Source organism: Streptococcus mitis, assembly GCF_047464035.1.
Classification (GTDB): Bacteria; Bacillota; Bacilli; order Lactobacillales; family Streptococcaceae; genus Streptococcus; species Streptococcus mitis_DX.
On sequence record NZ_JASHCQ010000005.1, the window covers coordinates 14792 to 40203 of the forward strand.

Annotated in this window: 23 protein-coding genes and 1 pseudogene; 4 read left to right on the forward strand and 20 right to left on the reverse strand. The window is 40.8% G+C overall.

Annotated features, from left to right (window positions below; genetic code table 11):
• Positions 1-53: 53 nt before the first annotated feature.
• The 6 genes from QM818_RS02835 to QM818_RS02860 form a co-directional block, all read right to left on the reverse strand.
• Positions 54-1019 carry a glycosyltransferase family 2 protein gene (locus QM818_RS02835; protein ID WP_150922536.1) on the reverse strand — a complete coding sequence of 322 codons (966 nt, stop codon included), beginning with the start codon at positions 1017-1019 and terminating at the stop codon, positions 54-56.
• Position 1020: 1 nt separating this feature from the next.
• Entirely contained in the window at positions 1021-2040 is a 1020-nt protein-coding gene (gene galE / locus QM818_RS02840; protein WP_261092994.1) for a UDP-glucose 4-epimerase GalE, read from the reverse strand.
• 102 nt (positions 2041-2142) lie between these two features.
• On the reverse strand, positions 2143-3246 hold the full coding sequence (locus tag QM818_RS02845) for an NAD(P)/FAD-dependent oxidoreductase (protein ID WP_414299887.1): 1104 nt from the start codon (positions 3244-3246) through the stop codon (positions 2143-2145).
• A 16-nt stretch (positions 3247-3262) separates the two neighbouring features.
• A complete protein-coding gene (locus tag QM818_RS02850; RefSeq protein ID WP_414299888.1) occupies positions 3263-4060 on the reverse strand; it encodes a Nif3-like dinuclear metal center hexameric protein in 798 nt (265 codons plus the stop codon).
• On the reverse strand, positions 4047-4724 hold the full coding sequence (locus QM818_RS02855) for a tRNA (adenine(22)-N(1))-methyltransferase (protein ID WP_414299889.1): 678 nt from the start codon (positions 4722-4724) through the stop codon (positions 4047-4049). The genes QM818_RS02850 and QM818_RS02855 overlap by 14 nt, the downstream gene beginning before the upstream one ends.
• A gap of 101 nt (positions 4725-4825) precedes the next feature.
• Positions 4826-7162 (reverse strand): cation-translocating P-type ATPase, encoded by a 2337-nt coding sequence (locus QM818_RS02860; RefSeq protein WP_414299890.1) that lies wholly within the window; start codon positions 7160-7162, stop codon positions 4826-4828.
• A gap of 132 nt (positions 7163-7294) precedes the next feature.
• Here QM818_RS02860 and QM818_RS02865 point away from each other — a divergent pair, with 132 nt between their 5' ends.
• On the forward strand, positions 7295-8044 hold the full coding sequence (locus QM818_RS02865) for a lysophospholipid acyltransferase family protein (RefSeq protein WP_000500197.1): 750 nt from the start codon (positions 7295-7297) through the stop codon (positions 8042-8044).
• Positions 8045-8087: 43 nt separating this feature from the next.
• Here QM818_RS02865 and QM818_RS02870 read toward each other — a convergent pair whose 3' ends face one another.
• From QM818_RS02870 to rpsO, 6 genes are all read right to left on the reverse strand, one after another.
• Positions 8088-8780 carry an alpha/beta hydrolase-fold protein gene (locus QM818_RS02870; RefSeq protein ID WP_414299891.1) on the reverse strand — a complete coding sequence of 231 codons (693 nt, stop codon included), beginning with the start codon at positions 8778-8780 and terminating at the stop codon, positions 8088-8090.
• Positions 8761-9771, reverse strand: a complete 1011-nt coding sequence (locus QM818_RS02875) for an ABC transporter substrate-binding protein (protein WP_414299892.1) — start codon at positions 9769-9771, stop codon at positions 8761-8763. Before QM818_RS02875 ends, QM818_RS02870 begins: the two co-directional genes overlap by 20 nt.
• Before the next feature lie 19 nt (positions 9772-9790).
• Complete coding sequence (locus QM818_RS02880; protein ID WP_214614683.1) at positions 9791-10546, reverse strand: ABC transporter ATP-binding protein; 756 nt, start codon at positions 10544-10546, stop codon at positions 9791-9793.
• Position 10547: 1 nt separating this feature from the next.
• Positions 10548-11594, reverse strand: a complete 1047-nt coding sequence (locus QM818_RS02885; protein ID WP_214614684.1) for a FecCD family ABC transporter permease — start codon at positions 11592-11594, stop codon at positions 10548-10550.
• Positions 11595-11830: 236 nt separating this feature from the next.
• Positions 11831-12442 carry a CadD family cadmium resistance transporter gene (locus QM818_RS02890; RefSeq protein WP_414299893.1) on the reverse strand — a complete coding sequence of 204 codons (612 nt, stop codon included), beginning with the start codon at positions 12440-12442 and terminating at the stop codon, positions 11831-11833.
• 918 nt (positions 12443-13360) lie between these two features.
• Positions 13361-13630: a 30S ribosomal protein S15 gene (gene rpsO, locus QM818_RS02895; RefSeq protein ID WP_001018251.1), complete on the reverse strand. Its 270-nt coding sequence runs from the start codon at positions 13628-13630 to the stop codon at positions 13361-13363.
• Between the two features lie 205 nt (positions 13631-13835).
• Between rpsO and QM818_RS02900 the strand changes: the two genes are divergently transcribed.
• Together QM818_RS02900 and thrS are read left to right on the forward strand one after the other, a co-directional pair.
• Entirely contained in the window at positions 13836-14210 is a 375-nt protein-coding gene (locus tag QM818_RS02900; RefSeq protein WP_049516468.1) for a hypothetical protein, read from the forward strand.
• 321 nt (positions 14211-14531) lie between these two features.
• Positions 14532-16475 (forward strand): threonine--tRNA ligase, encoded by a 1944-nt coding sequence (gene thrS, locus QM818_RS02905; RefSeq protein ID WP_000608345.1) that lies wholly within the window; start codon positions 14532-14534, stop codon positions 16473-16475.
• A gap of 153 nt (positions 16476-16628) precedes the next feature.
• Here thrS and QM818_RS02910 read toward each other — a convergent pair whose 3' ends face one another.
• The 6 genes and pseudogenes from QM818_RS02910 to QM818_RS02935 form a co-directional block, all read right to left on the reverse strand.
• On the reverse strand, positions 16629-17678 hold the full coding sequence (locus QM818_RS02910; RefSeq protein WP_265492141.1) for a DUF389 domain-containing protein: 1050 nt from the start codon (positions 17676-17678) through the stop codon (positions 16629-16631).
• Positions 17675-17998, reverse strand: coding sequence for a potassium channel family protein (locus QM818_RS02915; protein WP_000825751.1), 324 nt, complete (start codon positions 17996-17998; stop codon positions 17675-17677). Before QM818_RS02915 ends, QM818_RS02910 begins: the two co-directional genes overlap by 4 nt.
• Positions 17999-18079: 81 nt before the next feature.
• A pseudogene (locus tag QM818_RS02920) lies at positions 18080-18277 on the reverse strand (DUF389 domain-containing protein); the annotation flags it as partial.
• Positions 18278-18567: 290 nt separating this feature from the next.
• Complete coding sequence (locus tag QM818_RS02925) at positions 18568-20079, reverse strand: ATP-binding cassette domain-containing protein (protein ID WP_261024837.1); 1512 nt, start codon at positions 20077-20079, stop codon at positions 18568-18570.
• Positions 20080-20877: 798 nt separating this feature from the next.
• Positions 20878-21852 (reverse strand): sensor histidine kinase, encoded by a 975-nt coding sequence (locus QM818_RS02930; protein WP_261081179.1) that lies wholly within the window; start codon positions 21850-21852, stop codon positions 20878-20880.
• On the reverse strand, positions 21845-22522 hold the full coding sequence (locus tag QM818_RS02935) for a response regulator transcription factor (protein WP_000548991.1): 678 nt from the start codon (positions 22520-22522) through the stop codon (positions 21845-21847). Before QM818_RS02935 ends, QM818_RS02930 begins: the two co-directional genes overlap by 8 nt.
• A gap of 155 nt (positions 22523-22677) precedes the next feature.
• Here QM818_RS02935 and QM818_RS02940 point away from each other — a divergent pair, with 155 nt between their 5' ends.
• Complete coding sequence (locus QM818_RS02940) at positions 22678-23751, forward strand: DUF2974 domain-containing protein (RefSeq protein WP_261081180.1); 1074 nt, start codon at positions 22678-22680, stop codon at positions 23749-23751.
• An 88-nt stretch (positions 23752-23839) separates the two neighbouring features.
• On the opposite strand, the gene QM818_RS02945 is transcribed toward QM818_RS02940, so the two are convergent.
• On the reverse strand, positions 23840-24859 hold the full coding sequence (locus tag QM818_RS02945; RefSeq protein WP_414299894.1) for a YdcF family protein: 1020 nt from the start codon (positions 24857-24859) through the stop codon (positions 23840-23842).
• Positions 24860-24927: 68 nt separating this feature from the next.
• A complete protein-coding gene (locus tag QM818_RS02950) occupies positions 24928-25365 on the reverse strand; it encodes an Rrf2 family transcriptional regulator (RefSeq protein ID WP_001166788.1) in 438 nt (145 codons plus the stop codon).
• Positions 25366-25412: the final 47 nt, after the last annotated feature.

The following is a 25412-nucleotide window of genomic DNA, read 5'->3' on the forward strand; positions in this document are numbered from 1 at the left end:
AATATCGACAAGAACGTTCCACTCCTTCTAGTTTAGCATATTTCCATGCAAAATTATAGTCTTTTCTCTTTATTTTTTTCTGTAAAATCAGGAAGGTCACTTTTTTCTTTGACGAGATAAAGTGGTCTTTTTTTAGTCTCTAGATAAATCTTACTAATATACTTGCCGAGAATCCCAATGGTCAAGAGTTGAATCCCTCCGAGAAAGAGAATAACAGCCATCAGAGAGGTCCAACCTGATGTCGGATTGCCCAAAATGAGAGTCCGAACCACAACAAAAAAGGTCATAAGCAGAGAAATAAAACAAGATAGGAGACCAGCCACAAAGGCGATAATCAAGGGAAAATCTGAAAAGTTAACAATCCCTTCAATGGAGTAGAAAAAGAGTTGCCTAAAACTCCAACTGGTCTTGCCAGCCTGCCTTTCGACATTTGGATAGTCCAGATAGTGGGTTTTAAAACCGACCCAGGCAAAGAGCCCCTTCGAAAAGCGATTGGACTCAGTCAAGCTTAAAATAGCATCGACTACAGATCTTCTCATCATGCGAAAATCACGAACACCTGACGGCAGGGCTACTGGACTAATTTTTTTCATGAAACCATAAAAGAGATCAGCACAGAAACTGCGAAAGAAAGGTTCTCCCTCCCGACTAGTTCTCCGTGTTCCAACACAGTCCAAGTCTGCATTTTGGTCTAGTAAATTTTTCATCTCAAGCAACATACTCGGAGGATCCTGGAGGTCTGCATCCATCACGACCACCAGATCTCCTGTCGCATATTGTAAGCCTGCATACAGAGCTGCTTCTTTGCCAAAATTTCGAGAGAAAGAAATATAATGAACTGCCGAATTTTGCTCCCGATAGGTCTTTAAGAGTTCCAAGGTCCCATCACTTGATCCATCGTCGACAAAGACATACTCGATTTCTGTTTCCAAATCTGGAAGTAAAGCTTCCAAAGCCTGATAAAAAAGAGGAAGTACTTCCTCTTCGTTTAAACAGGGGACAATGATTGATATCACCATCTTAGTCTTCGAATCCATTTGGATGCTTGCTTTGCCAACGCCATGCGTCTTCACACATTTGGGTGATGCCTAATTCTGCTTCCCAGCCGAGTTCTGCTTTGGCTTTTGCAGGATCTGAATAGCAGGCTGCGATATCACCTGGGCGACGGTCTACGATGCGGTAAGGGATTGGATGTCCCACTGCTTTTTCCATGTTTTGGATAATTTCAAGAACTGAGTAGCCTTTCCCTGTTCCAAGGTTATAGACATTTAGACCTGAGCCTTTTTGGATTTTTTTCAGAGCTGCAACGTGACCTTTAGCCAAATCGACAACGTGGATATAGTCACGAACACCAGTTCCGTCTTCCGTATCGTAATCGTCTCCAAACACTTGCACTTGCTCTAATTTCCCAACTGCTACTTGAGTCACATATGGCAAGAGGTTGTTTGGAATACCGTTTGGATTTTCTCCCAAATCACCACTCTCATGGGCTCCGATTGGGTTAAAGTAACGAAGCAAGACCACATTCCATTCTGGGTCTGCCTTGTAGATATCGGTCAAAATTTCCTCTAGCATAAGCTTGGTGCGGCCATATGGGTTGGTCACTGAAAGTGGGAAATCTTCCAAGATGGGCACTGTATGAGGATCTCCGTAAACTGTCGCAGAAGAACTGAAAATGATGTTTTTACAGTTGTTTTCTTCCATAGCTTTTAGAAGACTAACAGTTCCAGCAATATTATTGTCATAGTAGGCAAGAGGGATACGGGTAGATTCTCCAACAGCCTTCAAGCCAGCAAAGTGAATGACCCCTGTTGGTTCTTCTTGTTTGAAAATGTCACGAAGAGTATCTGTATCACGGATATCTGCCTCATAAAAAGGAATCTCAACTCCTGTAATTCTCTCAACAACTTCTAAACTTTTTCTATTACTATTAACAAGGTTATCCACCACAACAACTTGATGACCTGCTTGGATTAACTCAATAACTGTGTGGGTTCCGATAAAACCTGCTCCACCCGTTACCAAAATCTTTTCTTGCATCTTTTTTCCTCGATTCTCGGATTATTTTTTCTTATTTTACCATTTTTGATAGGGAATGTCATTTGCCATCCTAGAGGGGAGACTAAAATTCCAGTAAAATGCTTATTTGCTTTTTACTCGTTTGACATAGTTTTCAATTGGGTAGTTTAGAGGGTCCAAGGTCAACTCCTTGTCTTGAATCAGTTGAGCTAGATGGTAGCCAATGATAGGACCAGTTGTGAGACCTGATGAACCTAGTCCACTAGCAGCATAGACACCTGACAATTCTGGAACCTGCCCAAAGAAAGGAGAGAAATCACTGGTATAGGCGCGGATTCCCACACGCTCAGCCCTTGAAGTCGCTCTAGCTAAAACTGGGTAATGGGGCAAGGCCGCCTCCTCCATTTGTTGGAGTAAGGTTTCATCTACCGTCAAATCAAATCCCATGTCATTTTCATGGGTAGCACCTAGGGACAATTTCCCACCTGCAAAAGGGATCAAATCCCACTCCCCTTCAGGCATAACAACAGGGTAAGCTTCCATGTCTTGGGCAAGCTGATAATCTCGGAGTTGCCCCTTTTGAGGACGGACATCTATTTCATAACCTAAAGGCTCTAACAGGTGTCCCAACCAAGCTCCCGTCGCCAAAATAACCTGATCAAATACCTCTTCGTCAATCTGGTAACCTGATGCTAAAGGTGTCAGAGTTACTTTTTCTTTGACCAGTTTGACCAGACTAGCTTCTAGCAAACGAGTCACTAAGAGTTGACCATCTACTCTCGCTCCACCAGAAGCATAGAGCAAGCGATCAAATCCCTGCAAACCAGAGAATAATTCATTAGCTGATGCTTGGTCTAGAATGGCTAACTGGCCTATCAAGGGAGATTCTTCCCTGCGCTGAAGAGCTAGTTGATAGAGTTCTTCCAACTTGGATTCATCCTTCTTCAAGAGAAAGACACCCAAACGCTGGTAAAAGTCGATTTCTTGTCCTGACTTTTCTAAATCAGCTAATAAATCTACGTAAAAGTCAGCCCCCAAGCGCGCCATTTTGTACCAGGCCTTATTGCGACGTTTTGAAAACCAAGGGCTGATTATTCCTGCTGCGGCCTTGGTAGCCTGACCCTGCCCATGGTCAAAGACGGTCACCTCTAGGTCACTTTCTTTCGAGAGGTAGTAGGCTGCTGTTGCTCCTACAATACCTGCTCCAATAATGGCAACTTTTTTCATTGTTTTCACTTTCTAACTAGATATGGTGGAAAGGATTGGTCGATGCTTGACTAGGTACAATATCGATTGTCCAGCCATTTTCTCCTTTCCATTGAGTAAGGAGTGCAGAAATTTTTTCCACAAAAAGCACTTCAATATAGTGACCTGGGTCCAATGCCAGTAACCCATCAGACAACATATCCTGGGCAGTGTGGTAGTAAATATCTCCAGTAATATAGACATCTGCCCCCTTTGCCAAAGCATCCTTATAGAATGACTGCCCACTGCCACCACAGATGGCCACTCTTGAAATAGGCTTCTGCAAATCACTCTCTTGATAATGCACCATTCGAAGGCTATCTAAACCAAAGACTTGCTTGACATGTTGGGCCAATTCCCCAAATGTCTGAGGCTGAACATTTCCAATACGTCCAATTCCACGTTCAGGACTTGTCTCCTGCAGATAAGTCGTCTCCTCAATACCTAACATCTGACAGAACCAATCATTGAGGCCATTTTCAACGATGTCAATATTGGTATGGCTAACATAAACTGCGATGTCATGCTTGATGAGGTCGATGTAAATCTGATTTTGCGGACGGCCAGCTACCAAATCCTTGATAGGACGGAAAATCGGTGCATGCTTGACAATAATCAAATCCACACCCTTTTCAATGGCTTCAGCCACCGTTTCTTCACGAATATCCAGAGCCACCATGACCCTTTGGATATCCTTGTCTAAAGTGCCAATTTGCAGGCCACGACTGTCTCCCTCCATGGAAAATTCCTGAGGGCAAAAGGCTTCATACGCGTTAATTACTTCACTTGCTAACATGGAGCACCTCCTTGATGGCTTGAATCTTATCTACTAGAACTTGACGTTCCTCTATATTTTTTTCTGGTATTTGTCCGAGGGCGAACTCTAGCTTCTCAGCTTCTTTTTGCCATCTTTGGACAAAGACTGGACTGACTTCTTTGGACAAGAAAGGTCCAAAGCGAACATCACTAGCTGATAACTTCATTTCCCCTGCTTCCACCACCAAAATCTCGTAAAACTTGCCAGCCTCTTCTAGGATACTTTCTGCTACAATCTGAAATCCGTGGTCTTGCAACCAGATACGCAAATCGTCTTCACGATTATTGGGTTGGAGGATTAAACGTTGCATATTGCCAAGCTTCTCCAAGCCTTCTTCTAAAATCCTAGCAATCAAACGACCACCCATACCAGCAATGGTAATGACCGACACTTGGTCTGCCTCTTCAAAGGCTGCCAAGCCATTGGCTAAACGAACTTGGATTTTCTCCTTTAGGCTGTGAGCCTCAACATTTTTAACCGCGGACTGGTAGGGGCCTTCCACCACTTCCCCTGCAATGGCACCTTCAATTTGTCCTCTTTCGACCAACTCGATAGGCAGATAAGCATGGTCACTCCCCACATCTAGTAAAATAGCCCCCTGTGGCACAAAGGAAGCCACTAATTCTAATCTTTTTGAAATCATTTTCTCTCACTTTCCAAAACTCTATTACCTCTTATTATACCACATTTCAGCTGGCAATCTTGTACCTAAAAAGACCGCAATCTACAGATTGCAGCCTTTCTTTATTTTCTGGATTGATAGCGACTAGTCAGGATGAAAATTACGGTAAAGACCAATATCATGACACCATAAACAGGTAATGTTTGTCCTGTTAAGGTTGAAATTTCAAGCAGTTTTTGAATTCTTGGGAAGAGAGCTGTGGCTAGGAAGCCTCCTACTGACCAAACAATCAAGAGGACACGCCATAGGGTAAATGGCATGCAGGCTCTAAATACAGATAAGAAACCAATTGACCCCAAGAGATAATAGAGTAGAGTTGAGATTTCTAACTCAGACCAACCTTGACTACTTCCAACTATTTTCACAAAAAGAACGCTGAACACAACCATAAGAGCACTTGGTAGGGCACGAAGCATAGATCTTCTGAGGAAGTTTGGCTCAACAGGTTTGATATTTCGCTCAAAAGTCAGAACGAATGGTGGGAAACCTTCCACGAACTGGTCAATCATGGTAATCTGGATTGGAATGAAGGGGAAAATCAATATCCATTCAGACCGTCCCAGAAGAGCACTGGCAATACAGATGACTGCGAGCAAGAAGGAATAGATGGTCTTTATCAAGAAAATCGGAGCGATGTGAGCAATGTTATTGACCACACGACGACCTTCAAAGAGAATCTCAGGAACATCATTAAAGTCAGAGTTCAAGAGAACCAGATTGGCAATCTGACGTGTTGCTGGGTCTCCCTCAGCCATTACGATAGAACAATCCGCCTCACGAAGAGCCAGAATATCATTGACACCATCCCCTGTCATAGCCGTTGTATGTCCTGCTTTTTTCAGCGTTTGGATGATGAGTTTCTTTTGATGAGGGGAAACACGTCCGAAAATGGCTGTTGTTTCAGCCATAGCAATCAATTTCTCATCTGTGATTTTCGAGCAATCTACATAGCTATGGTAGTCCGCAAAACCAGCCTTCTGAGCAATGCTGGATACAGTGACCGGATTGTCACCAGAGATAATCTTGAGTCCCACTTCCTGAGAACGGAGATAGTCCAACGTCTCTGCTGCTCCCTCTCGAATCGGATCCAAGATTTCCAGCAGGGCCAGAGCCTGAATATCAGATGGTTTCTGTGGCTTGTGATGGTCTAATTTCTCCTGACTGAGTGCCAAGACCAAGACACGTGATCCTCTCTCTAGAGCCTCTCTGGCTTCTGGGACCTCAGAAGCCAGCAACATCTCAGGCGCCCCTAAAAAAACTGTCCCCAAACCTTCTAACTCTATGGCTCCCCACTTGCGGTCGCTAGAGAAGGGAAGATTGGAAAGCATAGGATAGGCTACCTGACCTTGGAAACGCTGGCGAATAGCTTGAGCTGTTGGATTCTTATCCTCACTATGGGCCATATAGCTTGTCAGGATGCTAGCAATAGCCTCGTCACCATAAGTTTCCGTCAACGGAAGAACAGCCTCTACCTGCATCTTTCCTTGGGTGATGGTGCCCGTCTTGTCCAAACAGAGCATATCCACACGCGCCAAGGTTTCAACAGAGTACATCTCCTGCACCAAAACCTTTTTCAAACCTAGCTTGATAACTGCAGTCAAGAGCGAAGTAATGGTCAAAAGGGCAATTCCCTTAGGTAACATCCCCAAAAGGGCTGTAGACGAGTTTACAACGGACGACTTAAGAGGCAAGCCTTTTAACATCAAGGCTTCTAGCAAGAGAGCCAGACCAAAAGGAATGATAATCTTTCCAGTAAAACCTGCTAACTTGTCCAGCGATTTCATGATACGAGAGTTGATTGGTTTAACGGTCTTGGCTTCCAGCATGAGTTTGGCAGCATAGTTATCAGCCCCAACATGGTGAACTTGAGCCAAAACTGCCCCACTAGCCAAGAAACTTCCTGACAAGAGCAAGGCATCCACTTCCTTTTGCACCAAATCACTTTCTCCCGTTAGCATGGCTTCATTAACCTCCGTAAAGCCTTCCAAAACCAAGGCATCACTAGGAATCTGCTCTCCTGCAGACAAACGAATGACATCTCCTAACACCAATTCTTCAGGATTCAGAGCTACTTCTTGGCCATCACGAATGGTTTTAACCTTTTCCTTGGTCATGAGATTGAGCTTGTCCACCATGTGTTTAGCCCGCAGCTCGGTCACAATTCCAGAAAAAGCGTTAAAGCAGATAACGGCAAAGAAGACCAGATTGCTCCAAGCTTGCACAAAGGCAAGGGCCAAAGCAATGGCAAAGTTCAAAGCGTTAAAAAGGGTAAAGACATTTCGTTTAACGATTTGCCAAGTGCTGGTACTGGCCGAAGCAGTAAAATCATTGACCAAGCCCTTAGCCTGTCTTTCCTCGACTTCTATTTGGGTTAATCCCATAATCTTATTTTTATCCATAAATTCTATCATATCATTTTTTCTAAAAGAATTCTAATCTCACCCCAAATATGCACCTAGTCAAGGGAAAAGTTTGCCAGCCCTCCTTTGATAAGGTATAATAATAACAAGAAAATAATCGAAGGAGATCGCATGTTTTATACTTATTTACGTGGATTGGTTGTCTTGCTCCTATGGTCCATCAATGGCAATGCCCATTATCATAATACTGATAAAATTCCTAATCAAGATGAAAATTATATTTTGGTTGCACCTCACCGCACCTGGTGGGATCCAGTTTATATGGCCTTTGCGACCAAACCAAAACAATTTATCTTTATGGCCAAAAAAGAGCTCTTTACCAACCGTATCTTTGGCTGGTGGATTCGTATGTGTGGTGCCTTTCCTATCGACCGTGAAAATCCTAGCGCCTCAGCCATCAAATATCCTATCAATGTTCTCAAAAAAAGTGACCGCTCTCTCATCATGTTTCCAAGTGGAAGCCGACACTCAAACGATGTCAAGGGTGGCGTAGCTCTGATTGCCAAAATGGCCAAGGTCCGTATTATGCCGGTTACCTACACAGGTCCCATGACTTTGAAGGGCTTGATTAGTCGTGAACGTGTCGATATGAACTTTGGAAATCCAATTGATATCTCAGATATCAAAAAAATGAATGACGAAGGCATTGAAACAGTCGCCAATCGTATCCAAACAGAATTTCAACGTCTGGACCAAGAAACGAAACAATGGCACAATAATAAAAAACCAAACCCACTCTGGTGGCTTATCCGCATCCCTGCCCTCATCCTTGCCATTATCCTCGCTATCCTAACCATCATCTTTAGCTTTATCGCAAGCTTTATCTGGAATCCAGATAAGAAAAGAGAAAAACTTGCTTAAATAAATACAACAATCCCTTGGCAAAAGCCAAGGGATAAATTTTTTATTCGATTTTCCATTTTTGGGCCAACCAGCTGGAAAAGGCTAAAAATCGTTCAGCTACTTGTTCATGGTGTCCATAAGGGTCAAAGACAAACTGGCCGTTCGGATAGCGTTTCTGAAGACTGGTATGGATCTGCTCAGCATAGACTGGTGCTTGAGCCAAGCGATTAGTGTGGTGTTCTCCTTCTGTTTGACCATTCTGTAAATACAGCAAACAGTCCAAATTTTTCACATTTTCTTCCTTGCAGTAGGTCACAAAATCAGGATACCAAAAGGAACCGCAGATCGAAAAGACACAGGAAACCTTGTCAAAGCTGAAAAGACTGTAGACTGCCGCCAAACCACCTAGTGAGTAACCTCCATAAGCAAGGCGAGTTTCGTCCAGGCGATAAAGTGACTGCAACTTGTCTAAAAGGCCTCCAAATAAATGATCATGATAGACGTTTGCCTGACCGCCAAAATCTGGAGCTCCATCTCTCAGAGCCGATGTCGCCCAGGGAGTATAGTCGTCTAAGCGATTTTTAGAGATCAAGCCCACTAAAATCACAGATTCGGAAAGGGACGATAGGAAGTTCAATTTTCCATCATTCAATAAAATAGCTGGATAGGTTTGATTGGGATCGTAGTTAGAAGGAAGGCTGATTTTGACTTGAATTCCTTCCCAATCAAACTCACTATTTATTGATAAAGTCATTGATTTTCTCAAGGGAAGCAATCACTGCTGGACCATAGTCCATCAATTCATCGTAAGAGATGGTCATGATTTTTTGATTCTTAATAGCAGGAACGCTTTCCAAAACAGCATTTGCCTTCATCAACTCTACTGCTTTTTCATCCAATTTTTTATTGCGGTCGCTGGTTACATAGATAATCAATTCAGGATCCATTGACACGAGGTTTTCCAAGGTCAAGCCTGATGTCCCCGTAGCAACGTTTGTATAACCAAGTTGGTTCAGCAAACTTTCTTGCAAAGCAGACTTGTAGGCACCGAAGGTTTCATCATTATACGCAACCATAATCAAAGCCTTTTTCTTTTCACCTTGACTTGCTGGGTTTGCTTTCTTAACAGCGTCAATTTTAGTTTGTAATTGGGCTACGTATTCATTGGATTTTTCCTGAACATTAAAAATCATTCCAAGATTTTTGACATCTTCTACGATATTCCCCAAATCTTGCTGAATTGTTGAGAGAGAAGCTTTTTGTGTATAAACTGGGATTTTATTTTCATTCCAAGTGCTAACTGTCCCCAAGGATTTTTCAGAAAACATCATGTTTCGACCCATCACAGCGTCTGGCTCATAAGAAAGGACTGTCTCCTGTGAGACTGTTTTTTTATCCCCAATTTGAGGAATCGTCGCAATCGCGTCCTTGTATTTGTCCGTCACAGCATTATCAGGATTAAGCATGCCAGCAATTTTATCCTTCAAGCCTAACTCCAATAAGATTTCAGTGGTTGAAAGATTGTTGGTGATAACTTTTTCAGGTGCCTTGTCAAAGACTTGTTCGACTTCATTTCCTTTAGCATCATAGGTTTTGACCGTTAGTGGATAAGTCGTCTCTGTGCTCGCCTTTTGACTTGTTTCTGTGCTAGACTGTGTGGTAGTTTTTTCTGTAGTAGTGTTACCACAAGCTGCCAAAGTTAAGGTAGCTACTGTTACCAGTAAAATGCTTAGTGTTTTTTTCATCTTATTTTCCTTTTCATTTTTATAAATAGTGAATCATGGCTTGCTGATCCTCGGTCCAAGTCACCTGACTTTGAACTCCATATACAGTTTGCAATGACTCAGGGGTGATGGTCTCCTTTGGAGTCCCTTGGTAAAGGATTTCCCCCTCTTTCATCAGATAGAGATAATCCGAATAGCGACAAGCAAGTTGAATATCATGCAGGACAGCTAGAACATTGACCTTGAGCTCCTTCACAATGGCCAACAAGTCTAGCTGGTACTTGATATCTAGGTGATTGGTTGGTTCGTCTAGGAGCAAGAGAGTCGGTTCTTGCGCCAAGGCACGGGCTAATAAGACTCGTTGCTTTTCTCCCCCTGAAAGAGACGAATAGAGACGAGTTTTCTTCTCAAGCATATCCACCTTGACGAGAGCATCTTGAACGAGGGCATAATCTCTGTCCCTTTCCTTCTGTAAAAAAGAGAGATGGGGCGTTCTTCCTAGCAAGACGATTTCCTCAACTGTACAATCAAACTGCAATTGATTAAATTGGGTGACGACCGCCATTTGCTTGGCTGTTTCTTTTAGTGACCAATGCTCCAGTGGCTTTCCATCTAGGCTTATCAAGCCTTTGTCCGCCTTTTCCTGACGATAGAGGAGTTTAAGCAGACTGGTTTTTCCACTTCCATTTGGCCCTAGTATCGTGTGAAATTGATGCCCTTCAACCTTAAGAGAAACTCCTTTGAGGATTTTTTTCTCTCCTAGTCCAAAGTGGATATCCTGACAAATCAAATCCATATCAGACCTTCACCTCCCTTCGCCTACCTCCAACAATGTAAATAAAGAAGGGAGCACCTACTAAGGCCGTGAAAATACCAATAGGCAACTCAGCATTTGGAATAGTGACACGAGAGAGTACATCTGCCCAGACGACAAAGAGGGCACCCAGTATGGTCGCAACAGGAAAAAGTCTCCTGTAATTCGTTCCTACTAACCCTCGAGCTAAGTGAGGAGTAATCAGACCAACAAATCCAATAATCCCACAGGTTGCCACTAAGACTGCTGTCAGCACAGCCACCATGGTCACATAAAGATACCAATAAAAGCGTAAGGGAATCCCCAGAGTTAAAGCAGCCTCATCTCCCATCATCATCGCATTAAAAACACGATACTGCGTAGAGAAAAATAGAAAGGACATTCCTACTACTATAGTTGGCAAGACTAAGTCAGACCAGGTAGTTCCGGCAAGCGAGCCCATGGTCCAAAACTTAATGGTCATCACACTGTCCGCGTTAGCTCCAACTGAGATAATAAAATTGGAAAAAGCTAGAAAAAGAGCATTGACCACCGTTCCTGATAAAATCAGACTAGAAGTCGTCATCCTTCCCTGCATAGAGGCAATGATGAGGACAGCAATTGTTGCCAAAATAGCTCCAAGAAAAGCTCCAAGGCTAATCATCACTTTTAAACCAAGAATGATGCTTAGGGTTGCCCCTAGAGTTGCACCCGCAGAGATTCCTAAGACATAGGGCTCAGCGATGGGATTGTTCACTGTGGACTGCATCACGCTACCACACATGGAAAGACCAGCACCTACTATCAGACCCAGCAACACTCGGGGGAATCTCATGTTCCATACAATGGCAAGAGTGGACTTGGAAACCTCTCCTATCTCAAGAGGAAACCCCAACCTGCTCAAAATAATCCGATAGGTATCTCCTAGATGAATCGCAACGGATCCCATAGAGACTGCTAGAAAGAGGGAAATACCTAAAACAGCTAGCAAAATAGCTAAAAGCAATACAAATTTCAGGTCCTGTCGGCTTCCAGAAAATTTGGAAAGCATGCAAACCTCCTTTGATAGAATATTAAAAATTTAGAAAATTCTCATGAAAAGTATACCATATTTTCAACAATGGAACAAGATGAGAACAAATGAATATAGTTGATTTTATTGTGCTAGGAACCGTAACCGAAGATAATACTTGAGTATATCGAGAGGTAAGGTGACAACGTAAAAAGCCCTCTGAAGTCAGAGAGCTGATTTGAGCTCGGGCTAAAATCCTAGTGAAACAAAAAAATCTACACGATCAGAAAAGTCTCTATCGTGCCATTTTCATACATGATGTATAGTCCAAGTAGAATGAATACTAAGGGCACAATGATTCGCTCGTATTTTTCAATTGTCTCGAATATTAACGGAATAGAGGATAACACCCGACTAATCTCGCATAAGATAATTATGCCGATTACAAACACAAGCAACGCCACGAGGGTCTGTGACCAATCTAACGAAGCAAAATAAGGTATATAGATACCTAAATTATCTCCGCCAGACGCAATTGTTAGCAATGTAACTGTCCAAAACAGTTGATTTGCCTTGCTTTGTTCTAATCTTTCAATAATTTCTTCCTCTTCTTCCTCTTCTTCCTCACCTTCTCCAACAATTGCAAAGCGAATCCCTAAATAGATAGGGATTAAACCAAGCAATCCAACCATCCATTCTTCAGGCACGAAATTAACGACATAAGCAGCAACTAAACTCGCCCCTACAAGTAAGCCTGTGCCTAGATATTGCCCCGCATAAATATGCCATTTTTGTTTATTCTGTGATAGCTGTGCAAATAAAATAATTAAATAATCGATACTGGTGGAAATATAAACACCAGTAGCAGATATGATTGTCTGTCCCATAAAAAACCTCCTGTATTGGTCAGTAATAAATCAGCAGATTTTAGGAGAGCACAGACACATTAATTTAGCTATCGCTAGTGGGTAATGTCGAACATAGGAAAGCATTTTACTCCTCCTCAAAACGTAGTTACAAAGTAATTTCTAACTGGAATTCGGTGACTACTTCCATGTAAAGTATAACATACTATACTTTACTTCGTAAAGTGTGGGCTCTCCGAAGGGGCTTGCAGACAGCTACTCGGCTTTTCAAGCCGAGTAGCTACGCACCCTTATGGTGTAATTAGCTGATACCATTTGAGGTTTTTGTAGTCTCCAAAATTGTGACCGATAAAACATTCGTATTTAATCGATCAGGACGTATTCGGTTTTTGTAGTCTCCAAAATTGTGACCGATAAAACCGTTGATATCTTCTCCTAGAATGATTCTTTGTTTTTGTAGTCTCCAAAATTGTGACCGATAAAACCTCAATAAAAGAGCCCTCTGAAGTCCGAGAGCTGATTTGAGCCCGGGCTAAAATCCTAGTGAAAAAGATGAAACTCCTTGTGTTCATCGAACACTGTGTCATTTCCCTATTTTCATACGGATTTCTTACGCCCTTAGCATCATGATTCTTGCTGGATAAACCGTTTATAGATTAGGCGGCGAGGAGAAGAATGTACGAAAATTTCAGTGAAACAAAAAAATCTCCCCGAAGGGAGATCATTCTGGTTTATTTTACCTTACAGTGCTAGGAACCGTAACCGAAGATAATACTTGAGTATATCGATGTAAGGTGACAACGTAAAAAGCCCTCTGAAAATCAGAGAGCTACAGTCTTGCTGGATAAACCGTTTATAGACTAGGCGACGAGGCGAAGATTGTACTAATGGTACATCGAGCCGAAGCCAACGAAGTATAGAAACGGTTTAGACGCAAGATTAGCGACGAAGTCCTAGAGAGTTGATCAACTCACGGTAACGGTTAACGTCGTTTTTACGCAAGTATGCAAGCAAGTTACGACGGCGACCGATTTTTTTCATCAATCCACGGTAAGTAGCGTGGTCTTTTTTGTGTTGTTTGATGTGTTCGTTAAGGTGGTTGATTTCCCAAGTAAGGACAGCAACTTGAACCTCTACTGAACCTGTATCACCTTCGTGACGTGCATATTGTGCGATGATTTCATTTTTTTTCTCTTTTGAGATTGCCATGATGTTTCTCCTTTTTATTTGGCTTCATCCGAGTGACAGGTTGGCATGCCTGTAACCAAGAAGAAGTTATTTGTCTTTACGACAATCCCTATTCTACCAATAACTAACTTCTTTGTCAACAGATTTACTTTCTTGTTTTAAACATGCTATAATGATCATAGCAAGAGATTTAAGTTGTCTGTTTTTTTTAAACGAGGTGATTATCATGCGTAGATTCTATTTCCATCTCCCCTACTATCTGGTTATCTTTTTCTTTTACTGGCCACTTTATGAGTTGTTATCACTAATCATTTCTGACCCCCTTTTGCTCAAGAGTCTCTACGTAAATAATATTCTCTTCTTTACACCTCTGGTAATTTTGATTGTATCTTTACTCTATAGCTACCGTTTCCGTTTCTCACTTTGGTGGTTAATTGGTAACGGACTGCTCTTTTGCTTTACTATCATAACCTTTGGTGAATTTATCTTGTTTTACTTTTTAGCCTATGAAACCTTGGCTCTGATGGGTCTGGCTTCTGGTATTGGCATCAAGCATATTCTACAAAAAATGAAAAACAAAAAACTTTCACAAAATCCTTGAAAAATCTCACAATCATGCTATAATAATCCATAGAGACAAGTCACTTAGTCCCTTTCTACTAGAGAGTGCGTGGTTGCTGGAAACGCATAGAAAGCCTAAACTGATACTACTCGTGATTTTTTATGAAAACATAAAACGGTGGCTACGTTAGAGCCGATCAGAGGTGTCCCTCTCTTTTGAGGTACATAAATGAAGGTGGAACCACGTTGCGACGTCCTTTCGAGGATGTCGCTTTTTGTTTTTCTAGCTTTCACAATCCTCTGTCCCTGTTTTTAGAATAGGGTTAACACATTCGTCAATAATATAAGTAAGGAGAACATCATGATTAACATTACTTTCCCAGATGGCGCTGTTCGTGAATTCGAATCTGGCGTTACAACTTTTGAAATTGCCCAATCTATCAGCAATTCCCTAGCTAAAAAGGCCTTGGCTGGTAAATTCAACGGCAAACTCATCGACACTACTCGTGCTATCACTGAAGATGGAAGCATCGAAATTGTGACACCTGATCACGAAGATGCCCTTCCAATCTTGCGTCACTCAGCTGCTCACTTGTTCGCCCAAGCAGCTCGTCGTCTTTTCCCAGACATTCACTTGGGAGTTGGTCCAGCCATCGAAGATGGTTTCTACTACGATACTGACAACACAGCTGGTCAAATCTCTAACGAAGACCTTCCTCGTATCGAAGAAGAAATGCAAAAAATCGTCAAAGAAAACTTCCCATCTATTCGTGAAGAAGTGACTAAAGATGAAGCCCGTGAAATCTTCAAGAATGACCCTTACAAGTTGGAATTGATTGAAGAACACTCTGAAGACGAAGGTGGTTTGACTATCTATCGTCAGGGTGAATATGTGGACCTTTGCCGTGGCCCTCACGTTCCATCAACAGGTCGTATCCAAATCTTCCACCTTCTCCATGTAGCAGGTGCTTACTGGCGTGGAAATAGCGACAATGCTATGATGCAACGTATCTACGGTACAGCTTGGTTTGACAAGAAAGACTTGAAAAACTACCTTCAAATGCGTGAAGAAGCCAAAGAACGTGACCACCGTAAACTTGGTAAAGAGCTTGACCTCTTCATGATTTCACAAGAGGTTGGTCAAGGACTTCCATTCTGGTTGCCAAATGGTGCGACTATCCGTCGTGAATTGGAACGCTACATCGTAGACAAAGAGTTGGCTTCTGGCTACCAACACGTATACACTCCACCACTTGCTTCTGTTGAGCTTTACAAGACTTCCGGTCACTGGGATCATTACCAAGAAGACATGTTCCCAACTATGGACATGGGTGACGGGGAAGAATTCGTCCTTCGTCCAATGAACTGCCCACACCACATTCAAGTCTTTAAACACCATGTTCACTCTTACCGTGAATTGCCAATCCGTATCGCTGAAATCGGTATGATGCACCGTTATGAAAAATCTGGTGCCCTTACTGGTCTTCAACGTGTACGTGAAATGTCACTCAACGACGGTCACCTCTTCGTTACTCCAGAGCAAATCCAAGAAGAATTCCAACGTGCCCTTCAGTTGATTATCGATGTTTATGAAGATTTCAACTTGACTGAATACCGCTTCCGTCTCTCTCTTCGCGACCCTCAAGATACTCATAAGTACTTTGATAACGATGAGATGTGGGAAAATGCCCAAACCATGCTTCGTGCAGCTCTTGATGAAATGGGCGTTGACTACTTTGAAGCCGAAGGTGAAGCAGCCTTCTACGGACCAAAATTGGATATCCAGGTTAAGACTGCCCTTGGTAAAGAAGAGACCCTTTCAACTATCCAACTTGACTTCTTGCTTCCAGAACGCTTCGACCTCAAATATATCGGAGCTGATGGTGAAGAGCACCGTCCAGTTATGATTCACCGCGGGGTTATCTCAACTATGGAACGCTTCACAGCGATCTTGATTGAGAACTACAAGGGTGCCTTCCCAACATGGCTTGCACCACACCAAGTAACCCTCATCCCAGTATCTAACGAAAAACACGTGGACTATGCTTGGGAAGTAGCTAAGAAACTCCGTGACCGTGGGGTTCGTGCTGACGTGGATGAACGCAATGAGAAAATGCAGTTCAAGATTCGTGCTTCACAAACAAGCAAGATTCCTTACCAGTTGATTGTTGGAGACAAGGAAATGGAAGACGGAACTGTTAACGTTCGCCGCTATGGCCAAAAAGAAACACAAACTGTCTCAGTTGATGACTTTGTTCAAGCTATCCTAGCTGATATTGCCAACAAATCACGCGTTGAGAAATAAAACAATCACAGTCTGAGAAACATTTTTCAGAGCCAGAAAAAGCAACAACTATTTCAGCTGTTGCTTTTTATATTTTATTTAATCTGAGCTAGTAGTGATTGGTCAAATCACCACACAAAATTTTCTTTCATGAGTTAGATAAGGTCAATATCCTCATTCCTTGTCTGCTTCATTTTCTTTTACTAGATCTTTTTGTGAATCTTTTTCAGAGAGTTTTTGATCGATATACTTGTTAATGGTTTCATAAAATTCCTTGGTCGCTTCACTATCTAATGTTGGCGAGTTCTGAACTTGATTCACTTTCAATTGAACAGATTGAATACCGTAAGAGGCTTGTTTTTGGTGGAGTGTTTCTAATTCTTCTTCTGAAATCGGATCTCCAACAACCGTCAAGACCAATTCATTGTTACTTGACTTGTAGACTTGATTAATAACCGTATAATTGGCGAACTCTTTTCCTACAAACTGTTTGATCCCTTCTTTGCGCGCTTGTTCTATTGTCAGAGTAACTGCCGAATAGCTAGCTGGAAGAATCAACAATACAATCAAAGAAATCAAGCCAATTCTCATTTTAATGCTCAGCTCTTTAAATGAAGTTAAAGGAGATTTTCTCATCAAAATTCTTGTTCCAACAATGTTGGCTAGCATGATAAAGACACAGTTGATCAAGAAAAGATAGAGAGCCCCCAATAAAAATCGTACATTCCCATTAGCTAAACCATAGCCAGCAGTACAGATAGGCGGCATCAGAGCTGTAGCAATGGCTACTCCTGGCACGATATTGTTTGCTTCTTTTTTCCTTGAACCGATCACACCAGCAATCCCACCAGCAATAGCAATGAGGACATCCCAAATGGTTGGAGAGGTTCGTGCAATCAACTCGCTACTTGCATAAGACAAGGGAGAAATCCAGAAATACAGAGTCGAGACAAGCAAACTGACCAACACTTGAGTCAATAAAACCTCTAGAGATTGCTTGATTAAACGCGTATCAAAAATAGCTAAACCGAATCCCAGTCCAACAATCGGTGTCATGAGAGGTGAAATCAACATGGCTCCTATAATGACAGCTGTTGAATTCATATTTAGTCCGATAGAGGCAATAAAAATTGCACACATCAAAATCGCTGTATCTCTCAATCGAACATGAAGGTCATCGTATAATTTCTCACGGTATTCCCGTGTTGAATAATTGGCAGTCATTTGTCCTCTCCTCTTTCCTTATTTAAATTGGTATAATAATTAAAAATAACAGCTGATAAACAGCCAAAAAATATGAGCCCATAAATCGTCAAGAAGACACTGGTAATCCTTCCAATCAAGGTCACAGCTAGGAGATCCCCGTAGCCGACAGTCGTCGAAGTCACAAAAGCATACCAAAGACCGTCTCCGTAATTTGTGATAGCAGGTTCAACTAGGAAAAGCACGCCTCCTGACCCAAAAACAAAGGTCACAAAACTCAGAGCAAACCGAGTAAAACCCGTAACCTGCATAATATGCCATAACATTTTTAAACGTTTCATTTGTTCTCCTTATTCATACTAGCTCCTGACCGAGCCGTTTTTTTCCAATAATCAAAGTGAAGATAGGACATGATCTCCATCACCAAACCCCAGTCCAACAATCGGTGTCATAAGAGGGGAAATCAGCATGGCTCCAATAATGACAGCTGTTGAATTCATATTTAGGCCAATAGAGGCAATAAAAATCGCACACATCAAAATCACTGTATCTCTTAATCGAACATGAAGATCATCATATAATTTCTCACGGTATTCACGTGTTGAATAGTTTCCAGTCATTGGTTACTCCTTTTATTTCGTATAATTTTGTTTCTGCATGGATGATGGTAGAGAGACTTCTGTCCAATCTTACATATTTTTCTTCTCACCTGTTATTCTTTTGAAAATTATCCTTTAAATATCCGTCAGTCCATCCTTAACATTATATCAAAAATTTTACAGTCTTTCTTCGAAGAAATCTATCAATTGAATAGATAGATGAAGCAAGAAATTTTTGTTTCCTTATCCGAAGAAGGAAAAACGGTATCTCCTGAACCTTGATACTATGCGTTTTATTCTTTATAATTTAGCTATTTCAAAATTACAAGTTCTCCATTCTTAATTTCCCAAACTTGGTCAAACTTACTTAATAATTCGTTTTGGCGATGTAAAGTAACAATGACGGCACTTGGTAGTTCCAGAACTCTTTCCAATTCCATTTTAAACTGATTAGTATCCAAGGCAGAGAAAGGTTCGTCTAGGATAAGCAATGGATTTTTACGATTTTTCTCACGATTTAAATACATTCGTTGTTGCTGACCACCTGACAGGGATTGTGGTGGAATTTTTTCAAAATCTTCTTCTCTGAATTTTTCATTGAAACTATTGAATAGCGTTACATTATTTTCATAACTTGAAATAAATGTATGTTCTTGTTGCAGAATCATACCGAATCTTCCCCAAAGATGGTCCAAAACAAGCCCATCTAGCACAATTTGTCCTTCAAAATCTTCATCTGTTCCATTTAAAATGTTGAGAAGACTACTTTTTCCAGACCCATTCTTACCAATAAGCGCAATTTTATCCCCTTTTTGAATCGTAGCGGAAGTAATTATCAATTTTGATTCTCCCAGTTGTTTGGAAATGTTTTTCAAAGTAATCGTATCAAAAGAATGTTGAGGTGCTTGAACTGAAACGGGTCTCCCAACAATGTTTTGAAAACTCTTGATTACAGGCTTTACGGACTCTAACATTTGTAAATCATAAAGGATTTCCTGTATTGGTTCAGAAAAAGCATTAATATATCCGAAACTCGCCACCACCTCAGGAATACCGAGTTGCTGGTGAGATAGAGAGTAGGCTAAATAAATAAACAGAACAAGACTAATGAATTCAAAAGAAACACCTGTCAATAAGATGCCTGTAATTTTTGTCAAACCATACTTAAAATACTTATCCTGCAAATTCTTTAGAGAGCTCTTTTGTTGATTCAAAAAATGCGACATAGTTAGTTTATTTACCAAATGATGTCCCATGAGCAAATCCTCCAAAGTTCGATAGTAATCTCCTTGTTTTTTCAAGTAAACCTGTCTACAATTAGCGGTCAACTTCCCAACGATTTTAGGAATTTGAATACTAATTCCAGTGGAAAAGATTAAAATCAGTGATACAATAGGATTAATTGTTCTGCTAATAATGAAAGCGTAAATGATGATACGTAAAATTTGTTTGATAAAACTCATCAATGGAGGAAGGTAATCCTTTTCCAACGAATCTAGGTCATTAGATTGATAGGAAATATACTCTGCTACTGTTTTCTGCTTGAAATCGTGGTGACTGAGTCCCAGAAGTGAACGAAACCACTCATTTTTCAAAGTAGTCGAAAAGATAATCCCCTGCTTCCAATCAAGTATCATTTGGATATAGTTACAACTCAAATAGCCTGCCACTGACATAGAGTAACCATATAGAGCTACTTGATAATCCCCTTTGATTAATGCCTGCGTGAAATACGGTAACAAAGCTGTGCAGATATTCGATACTACACCAAAAAGAAAATTAAAGAAGAGATACCATCTAATAGTTTTAAGATATGGTAGCATATACGATACTCCTTGCTAATGCGTTTTTTTACATATCTCAGAACAATCTCTACTATTCCTTATTTCAGATAGTGCGATACTCAGACATTGAGTGCAATAATTGTAAATCACACAAGTTCTGCAGTTTTTACTATCATTCAAAATATAATTTGCTATTTTGTAAAATATAGGTCTATCCCATGTTTCTTTGATAGATGTAAAATGAATATTTCCAATACTTCTATTGAAAGTAAGCTTTTTCAGTTTTTCTAACAATTTAGGCTATTTCGTGACACACCCACAATCCGTGAAAATTCTGGTTATATCAGATTATGTGATTTTCGTAAGAATTTTATATTGTCTCCAATCATGGCAGTCTCCTTTTACTTGATAAAACTATTATAATATTTAGAAATTAAAAACTGATTCAAAATCAATAGAATGTGTGTATTCGATACATTCAATAAATTCTTGGAAACAGTTCTACACCAGTTACACAAATCTATATACACCTATCTCATTCAAAATAAAAAGAAAGCTGCAGTTCTTTTAATCCTGTATCAACGATTCATTCTGAAATCGAATAGGAGACATTTCCCAAGTCTACAATTCACTTCATCTCAAATTAATTTTTGTAATTCACCCATAGTTTATAGATTTTATACTCAACAAAAGTATAAAGCATACAAAACTTCACTTTGAACCAGTATTTATACTATATTCCGTATTAAAAATTCTATTATTGGTTTTGTAAAAAACTGTCTTCAAATATCCTGAAATATAGCAAAAAGAGATTGGGTAAAAACTCATTGTCTCTGCTCACTCAAGGACTAGGTTCACTTGAGCAAACTGAATCCGCACTGTCGTTCCTGTACCTACCTCAGACTCGATACGAATCTGGTGCCCCAGTTCTTCAGAAATTTTCTTAGATAGGTAAAGTCCAAGTCCAGATGACTGCTGGGTTAGGCGTCCATTATACCCTGAAAATCCACGTTCAAAGACTCGGAGGACATCACTGTTTTTTATCCCGATTCCTGTATCCTTTATACAGAGTTCCTGACCTTCCATATAAATCTCCAGACCACCTTCCTTGGTGTACTTGAGGCTGTTTGAGATAATTTGTTCAATGACCACTAATAGCCACTTTTTATCCGTAACGATTTCTTTATCAAGGTCATGTAGATTGACATTTAGTCCTTTTTGAATAAAGAAAAGAGCATATTTACGAATTATTTCCTTGACCAAGTCCTCAATTTGAACCTGCTTTAAGACCAAATCATCATGGAAACTTTCTAAACGCAGGTACTGTAAAACTAGATTGGTATAGGAATCAATCTTGAAAATTTCCTGTTCTAATTGCTGCTTCAGTTGGCGGTCGGCTACTTCTGCAACTAAGAGTTGACTAGCTGCAATGGGGGTCTTAATCTGATGAACCCACAAGGTATAGTAATCCAGCAAATCCGTCAATTTTCTTTCTGAATCTGACCTCTGCTGATAAAGTTCCATCTCACGCGCTTCTAATTTTTCTGCTAAAACTATTTCCAAAGGAGATTTGGCTTCCCTCTCCCCATAGAGAATTTCCTGACGATAGACCTGCATTTCCACCAATATGTCCCAAGTGAAAAATAAGATGGTTACAAAGCAACACAAGAGGAAAAAGTAGAGAAAGTAAATTCCCAAACTGGCAAATAAAAACTGAAAGAGTAAGACCAGAAACGTCAAAGAAATCAGATAGACAAACAGACGACTACGGGAATGCAGATAGGCTAGAAAAAATTGTTTCCAATCAAGCATGCTTCAGTCCGTACCCTATCCCTTTCTTGGTCTCGATAAATCCTACCAAGCCCTGCTCTTCCAATTTTTTACGCAAACGAGCCACATTAACAGATAGGGTATTGTCATCAATGAAAAAGTCACTGTTCCAAAGTTCCCGCATGAGATCGTCACGCGCTACAATATTGCCCGCATGCTCAAACAAAACTCGTAAAATCTGGAATTCGTTCTTGGTCAAATTCAAGACTTGCCCTTGATAATGTAAATCCATTGATTTGGTATTGAGGATAACACCAGCATATTCCAGTAAACTCTCGTCACGCCCAAACTCATATGAACGTCGCAACAAGCCCTGAACTTTGGCTAAAAGAACCTGCTGGTCAAAAGGCTTGGTCACAAAGTCATCCGCCCCCATATTGATTGCCATGACAATATCCATAGCCTGGTCTCTCGAAGACAGAAACATGATGGGGACCTTGGAAATCTTGCGAATTTCCTGACACCAGTGATAGCCATTAAACAAGGGCAGTCCAATATCCATGAGGACCAGATGAGGCTCCGACTGGACAAAAAGACTCAAAACTTCCATAAAGTCTTCTACCAGAACCACTTCAAATCCCCATTCAGAGAGCATTTTCCCGACCTGTTGACGAATAACCTGATCATCTTCTACTAATAAAATCTTGTGCATGCGCTCCTCCTTTTCTATTATTATAACAGATTTTTCAATGCTAGAAGATCTGAAACTGAATTTGAAGCAGCTTGTTTTTAGGCAACAAAATGAGGCAATCCTACTAGCTAATTTAAGGGAAATTTGATAAGATAAATAAAAAGAAAGGAGCTCTTATGGCCAATATTTTTGACTATCTGAAAGATGTCGCACACGATTCCTTTTACGACCTTCCATTGAATGAATTAGATGTTTTAGCCTTAACAGAAACCACCTACCTCTCCTTTGATAATCTAGTCTCCACAACTCCTCAGCGTCTTTTAGACCTGGCACCTCTGGTTCCAAGAGAATCGAACATGTTGACCAATAAAAATCGACTCCAGTTGTTGGATGAATTGGCTAAACACAAACGCTTCAAGAATTGCAAACTCTCCCATTTTATCAACGAAATCGACCCTGAATTGCAAAAACAATTTGCGGCTATGACCTACCGCCTCACTCTCGATACCTATCTGATTGTCTTTCGTGGGACTGATGACAGTATCATTGGCTGGAAGGAAGATTTCCACCTGACTTATATGAAGGAAATTCCTGCTCAAAAGCACGCCCTCTCCTATTTAAAGAACTTTTTTGCCCAACACCCTAAGCAAAAGGTTATTCTGGCTGGGCATTCCAAGGGAGGAAATCTAGCCATCTATGCTGCTAGTCAAATTGAGCAAAGCTTGCAAAATCAGATCACAGCAGTTTATACCTTTGATGCGCCTGGTCTCCACAAAGAACTGACACAAAGCGAGGGCTATCAAAGGATAATGGATAGAACCAAGGTCTTTATCCCACAAGGTTCCATTATCGGTATGATGCTAGAAATTCCTGCCCACCAAATCATCGTGCACAGTACTGCCTTGGGTGGTATCGCCCAGCACGATACTTTTAGCTGGCAAATTGAGAACAAACACTTTGTTCAACTGGATAAGACCAATAGCGATAGTCAACAAGTCGACACAACCTTCAAGGAATGGGTGGCCACAGTCCCTGACGAGGAACTCCAGCTCTACTTCGATCTCTTCTTTGGCACTATTCTTGATTCTGGTATCACCTCTATCAATGACCTGTCTTCCTTCAAGGCTATCGAACACATTCATCATCTCTTTGTTCAAGCGCAATCCCTCACTCCAGAAGAAAGGGAAACCATGGGACGCCTCACCCAGTTATTAATTGATACCCGTTACCAAGCCTGGAAAAATAGATAGTAGCTTTCAAAAATCAAATGTATATAAAACAAAAGACCTAGAACACAGACTTTCATGTGCATTCTAAGTCTTTTTTAATAAAATCTAACTACCAAATAACCCCTTTATAGGCTAACAAAATGATAACTAACAGCAGAACATACAAGGCAAGGAAGAGCCATTTCATCTTGACACAGAGCGCTACGTACTCCCGAATAAAAGCAGATGGTATGTAGTAGCCTGCCGTCCTACATCCGAGGCCATCTCCCTTCATATTTAACTTACGCGCATAGGTACTGGTACGAAAAACATGATAGTCATTTGTAACAAAGAGGAATTGAGGTTTGGCTACCAGTTCCTCACCAAGTTCCTTAGAAAAGAGAAGGTTCTCGTAGGTAGTCCTTGATTGATCTTCCAGAATAATCGCATCTTGGGGAACATCTGTCTCTTCAAGAAGATAGTTTGTAATGGCCTGCGCTTCAGAAATCTTCTCATCTCCTCCTTGACCACCACTGGCAATGATTTTGATATGAGGATTCTTAGACTTGTGATAAGCTTCCACTGCCTTATCAATTCTCCTCTTCAGCAAAGGTGTTACCTTTTCTCCGTCTAACAAACCTGCACCATGAATGATAATAAAATCATAATGCTTCTTCTTAGGAATAAGGAGATACAAGATAGAGTACAGAATGAAAGCCACAAAAGCAAAACCAAAAATAAAGTAAGAATAAGCAATAAATGCAAATAAAATATTTAGAAAGTGATTGGTGTAAAATAATTCATATCGTCCTCCCAATCGAAATGACATCAAAGCAAAAAATAGCAAAATGACTATTCCAAGGAGCATGGAGAAATAATTAGCCTTTGAACGTCCCTCTCGCTTCAGCAAGATAAGGCCATTATAGATTAAAAAGATGCCACTTAGAAAAAGCAGTATCGGAAGTAAAATAAAGGGAAATATAAAAAAAGCGAAATGAATCTTCTCATACCCATTTTGATAAAAAAGGTAGCCTAGATAAAAATAACTGGAAATGAGGGATAATAAGAATAATACTGGATTCCACAAACTTCTATTATCTTTCCAAAATGACACTATAAAGGCTAATACAATTCCTATAACAAGATACATTTCTTCCTCCTTTAATGATTCTATTTTATCACAATTTTACATAGAGAAAAAGAGGGCATCTACCCCTCTCACTCCTTCATTTGACTCTCTGCATCGGCTACGACCTGTTCTAGACTGGTCTGACCAAGCTCAGCCTCCATAGCCAGCTGGATTCTCTCCAATTTTTGATCCAAAACATCATGAATATGAGCTCCTACAGGGCAATTTGGATTTGGATTGTCATGAAAACTGAAGAGTTGGCCTGTCTTACCAAGACATTCGACCGCTTGATAAACATCTAAAAGACTAATGTCTTTGAGATCCTTAACAATCTCTGTTCCGCCCGTTCCGCGCGCGACTGAAATCAGCTCTGCCTTCTTCAACTGGGACAAGGTCTTTCTGATAATGACTGGATTGACCCCGACACTAGCAGCCAGAAAATCACTGGTCACCTTGCTTTCCTTCCCCTCGAGGGCAATAATTATCAGCATATGAGTCGCAATGGTAAATCTACTTGGAATTTGCATCCTCTTCTCCTTTTTACGAGGCTACCCTGCCTCTACTCTTCTTTTTC

What these genes read in the sequence shown, in the direction of transcription:
- QM818_RS02835 (WP_150922536.1), bottom strand. Translation starts at nt 1,019, where the DNA reads ATGGTGATATCAATCATTGTCCCCTGTTTAAACGAAGAGGAAGTACTT.
- galE (WP_261092994.1), bottom strand. Translation starts at nt 2,040, where the DNA reads ATGCAAGAAAAGATTTTGGTAACGGGTGGAGCAGGTTTTATCGGAACC.
- QM818_RS02845 (WP_414299887.1), bottom strand. Translation starts at nt 3,246, where the DNA reads ATGAAAAAAGTTGCCATTATTGGAGCAGGTATTGTAGGAGCAACAGCA.
- QM818_RS02850 (WP_414299888.1), bottom strand. Translation starts at nt 4,060, where the DNA reads ATGTTAGCAAGTGAAGTAATTAACGCGTATGAAGCCTTTTGCCCTCAG.
- QM818_RS02855 (WP_414299889.1), bottom strand. Translation starts at nt 4,724, where the DNA reads ATGATTTCAAAAAGATTAGAATTAGTGGCTTCCTTTGTGCCACAGGGG.
- QM818_RS02860 (WP_414299890.1), bottom strand. Translation starts at nt 7,162, where the DNA reads ATGGATAAAAATAAGATTATGGGATTAACCCAAATAGAAGTCGAGGAA.
- QM818_RS02865 (WP_000500197.1), top strand. Translation starts at nt 7,295, where the DNA reads ATGTTTTATACTTATTTACGTGGATTGGTTGTCTTGCTCCTATGGTCC.
- QM818_RS02870 (WP_414299891.1), bottom strand. Translation starts at nt 8,780, where the DNA reads ATGACTTTATCAATAAATAGTGAGTTTGATTGGGAAGGAATTCAAGTC.
- QM818_RS02875 (WP_414299892.1), bottom strand. Translation starts at nt 9,771, where the DNA reads ATGAAAAAAACACTAAGCATTTTACTGGTAACAGTAGCTACCTTAACT.
- QM818_RS02880 (WP_214614683.1), bottom strand. Translation starts at nt 10,546, where the DNA reads ATGGATTTGATTTGTCAGGATATCCACTTTGGACTAGGAGAGAAAAAA.
- QM818_RS02885 (WP_214614684.1), bottom strand. Translation starts at nt 11,594, where the DNA reads ATGCTTTCCAAATTTTCTGGAAGCCGACAGGACCTGAAATTTGTATTG.
- QM818_RS02890 (WP_414299893.1), bottom strand. Translation starts at nt 12,442, where the DNA reads ATGGGACAGACAATCATATCTGCTACTGGTGTTTATATTTCCACCAGT.
- rpsO (WP_001018251.1), bottom strand. Translation starts at nt 13,630, where the DNA reads ATGGCAATCTCAAAAGAGAAAAAAAATGAAATCATCGCACAATATGCA.
- QM818_RS02900 (WP_049516468.1), top strand. Translation starts at nt 13,836, where the DNA reads ATGCGTAGATTCTATTTCCATCTCCCCTACTATCTGGTTATCTTTTTC.
- thrS (WP_000608345.1), top strand. Translation starts at nt 14,532, where the DNA reads ATGATTAACATTACTTTCCCAGATGGCGCTGTTCGTGAATTCGAATCT.
- QM818_RS02910 (WP_265492141.1), bottom strand. Translation starts at nt 17,678, where the DNA reads ATGACTGCCAATTATTCAACACGGGAATACCGTGAGAAATTATACGAT.
- QM818_RS02915 (WP_000825751.1), bottom strand. Translation starts at nt 17,998, where the DNA reads ATGAAACGTTTAAAAATGTTATGGCATATTATGCAGGTTACGGGTTTT.
- QM818_RS02925 (WP_261024837.1), bottom strand. Translation starts at nt 20,079, where the DNA reads ATGCTACCATATCTTAAAACTATTAGATGGTATCTCTTCTTTAATTTT.
- QM818_RS02930 (WP_261081179.1), bottom strand. Translation starts at nt 21,852, where the DNA reads ATGCTTGATTGGAAACAATTTTTTCTAGCCTATCTGCATTCCCGTAGT.
- QM818_RS02935 (WP_000548991.1), bottom strand. Translation starts at nt 22,522, where the DNA reads ATGCACAAGATTTTATTAGTAGAAGATGATCAGGTTATTCGTCAACAG.
- QM818_RS02940 (WP_261081180.1), top strand. Translation starts at nt 22,678, where the DNA reads ATGGCCAATATTTTTGACTATCTGAAAGATGTCGCACACGATTCCTTT.
- QM818_RS02945 (WP_414299894.1), bottom strand. Translation starts at nt 24,859, where the DNA reads ATGTATCTTGTTATAGGAATTGTATTAGCCTTTATAGTGTCATTTTGG.
- QM818_RS02950 (WP_001166788.1), bottom strand. Translation starts at nt 25,365, where the DNA reads ATGCAAATTCCAAGTAGATTTACCATTGCGACTCATATGCTGATAATT.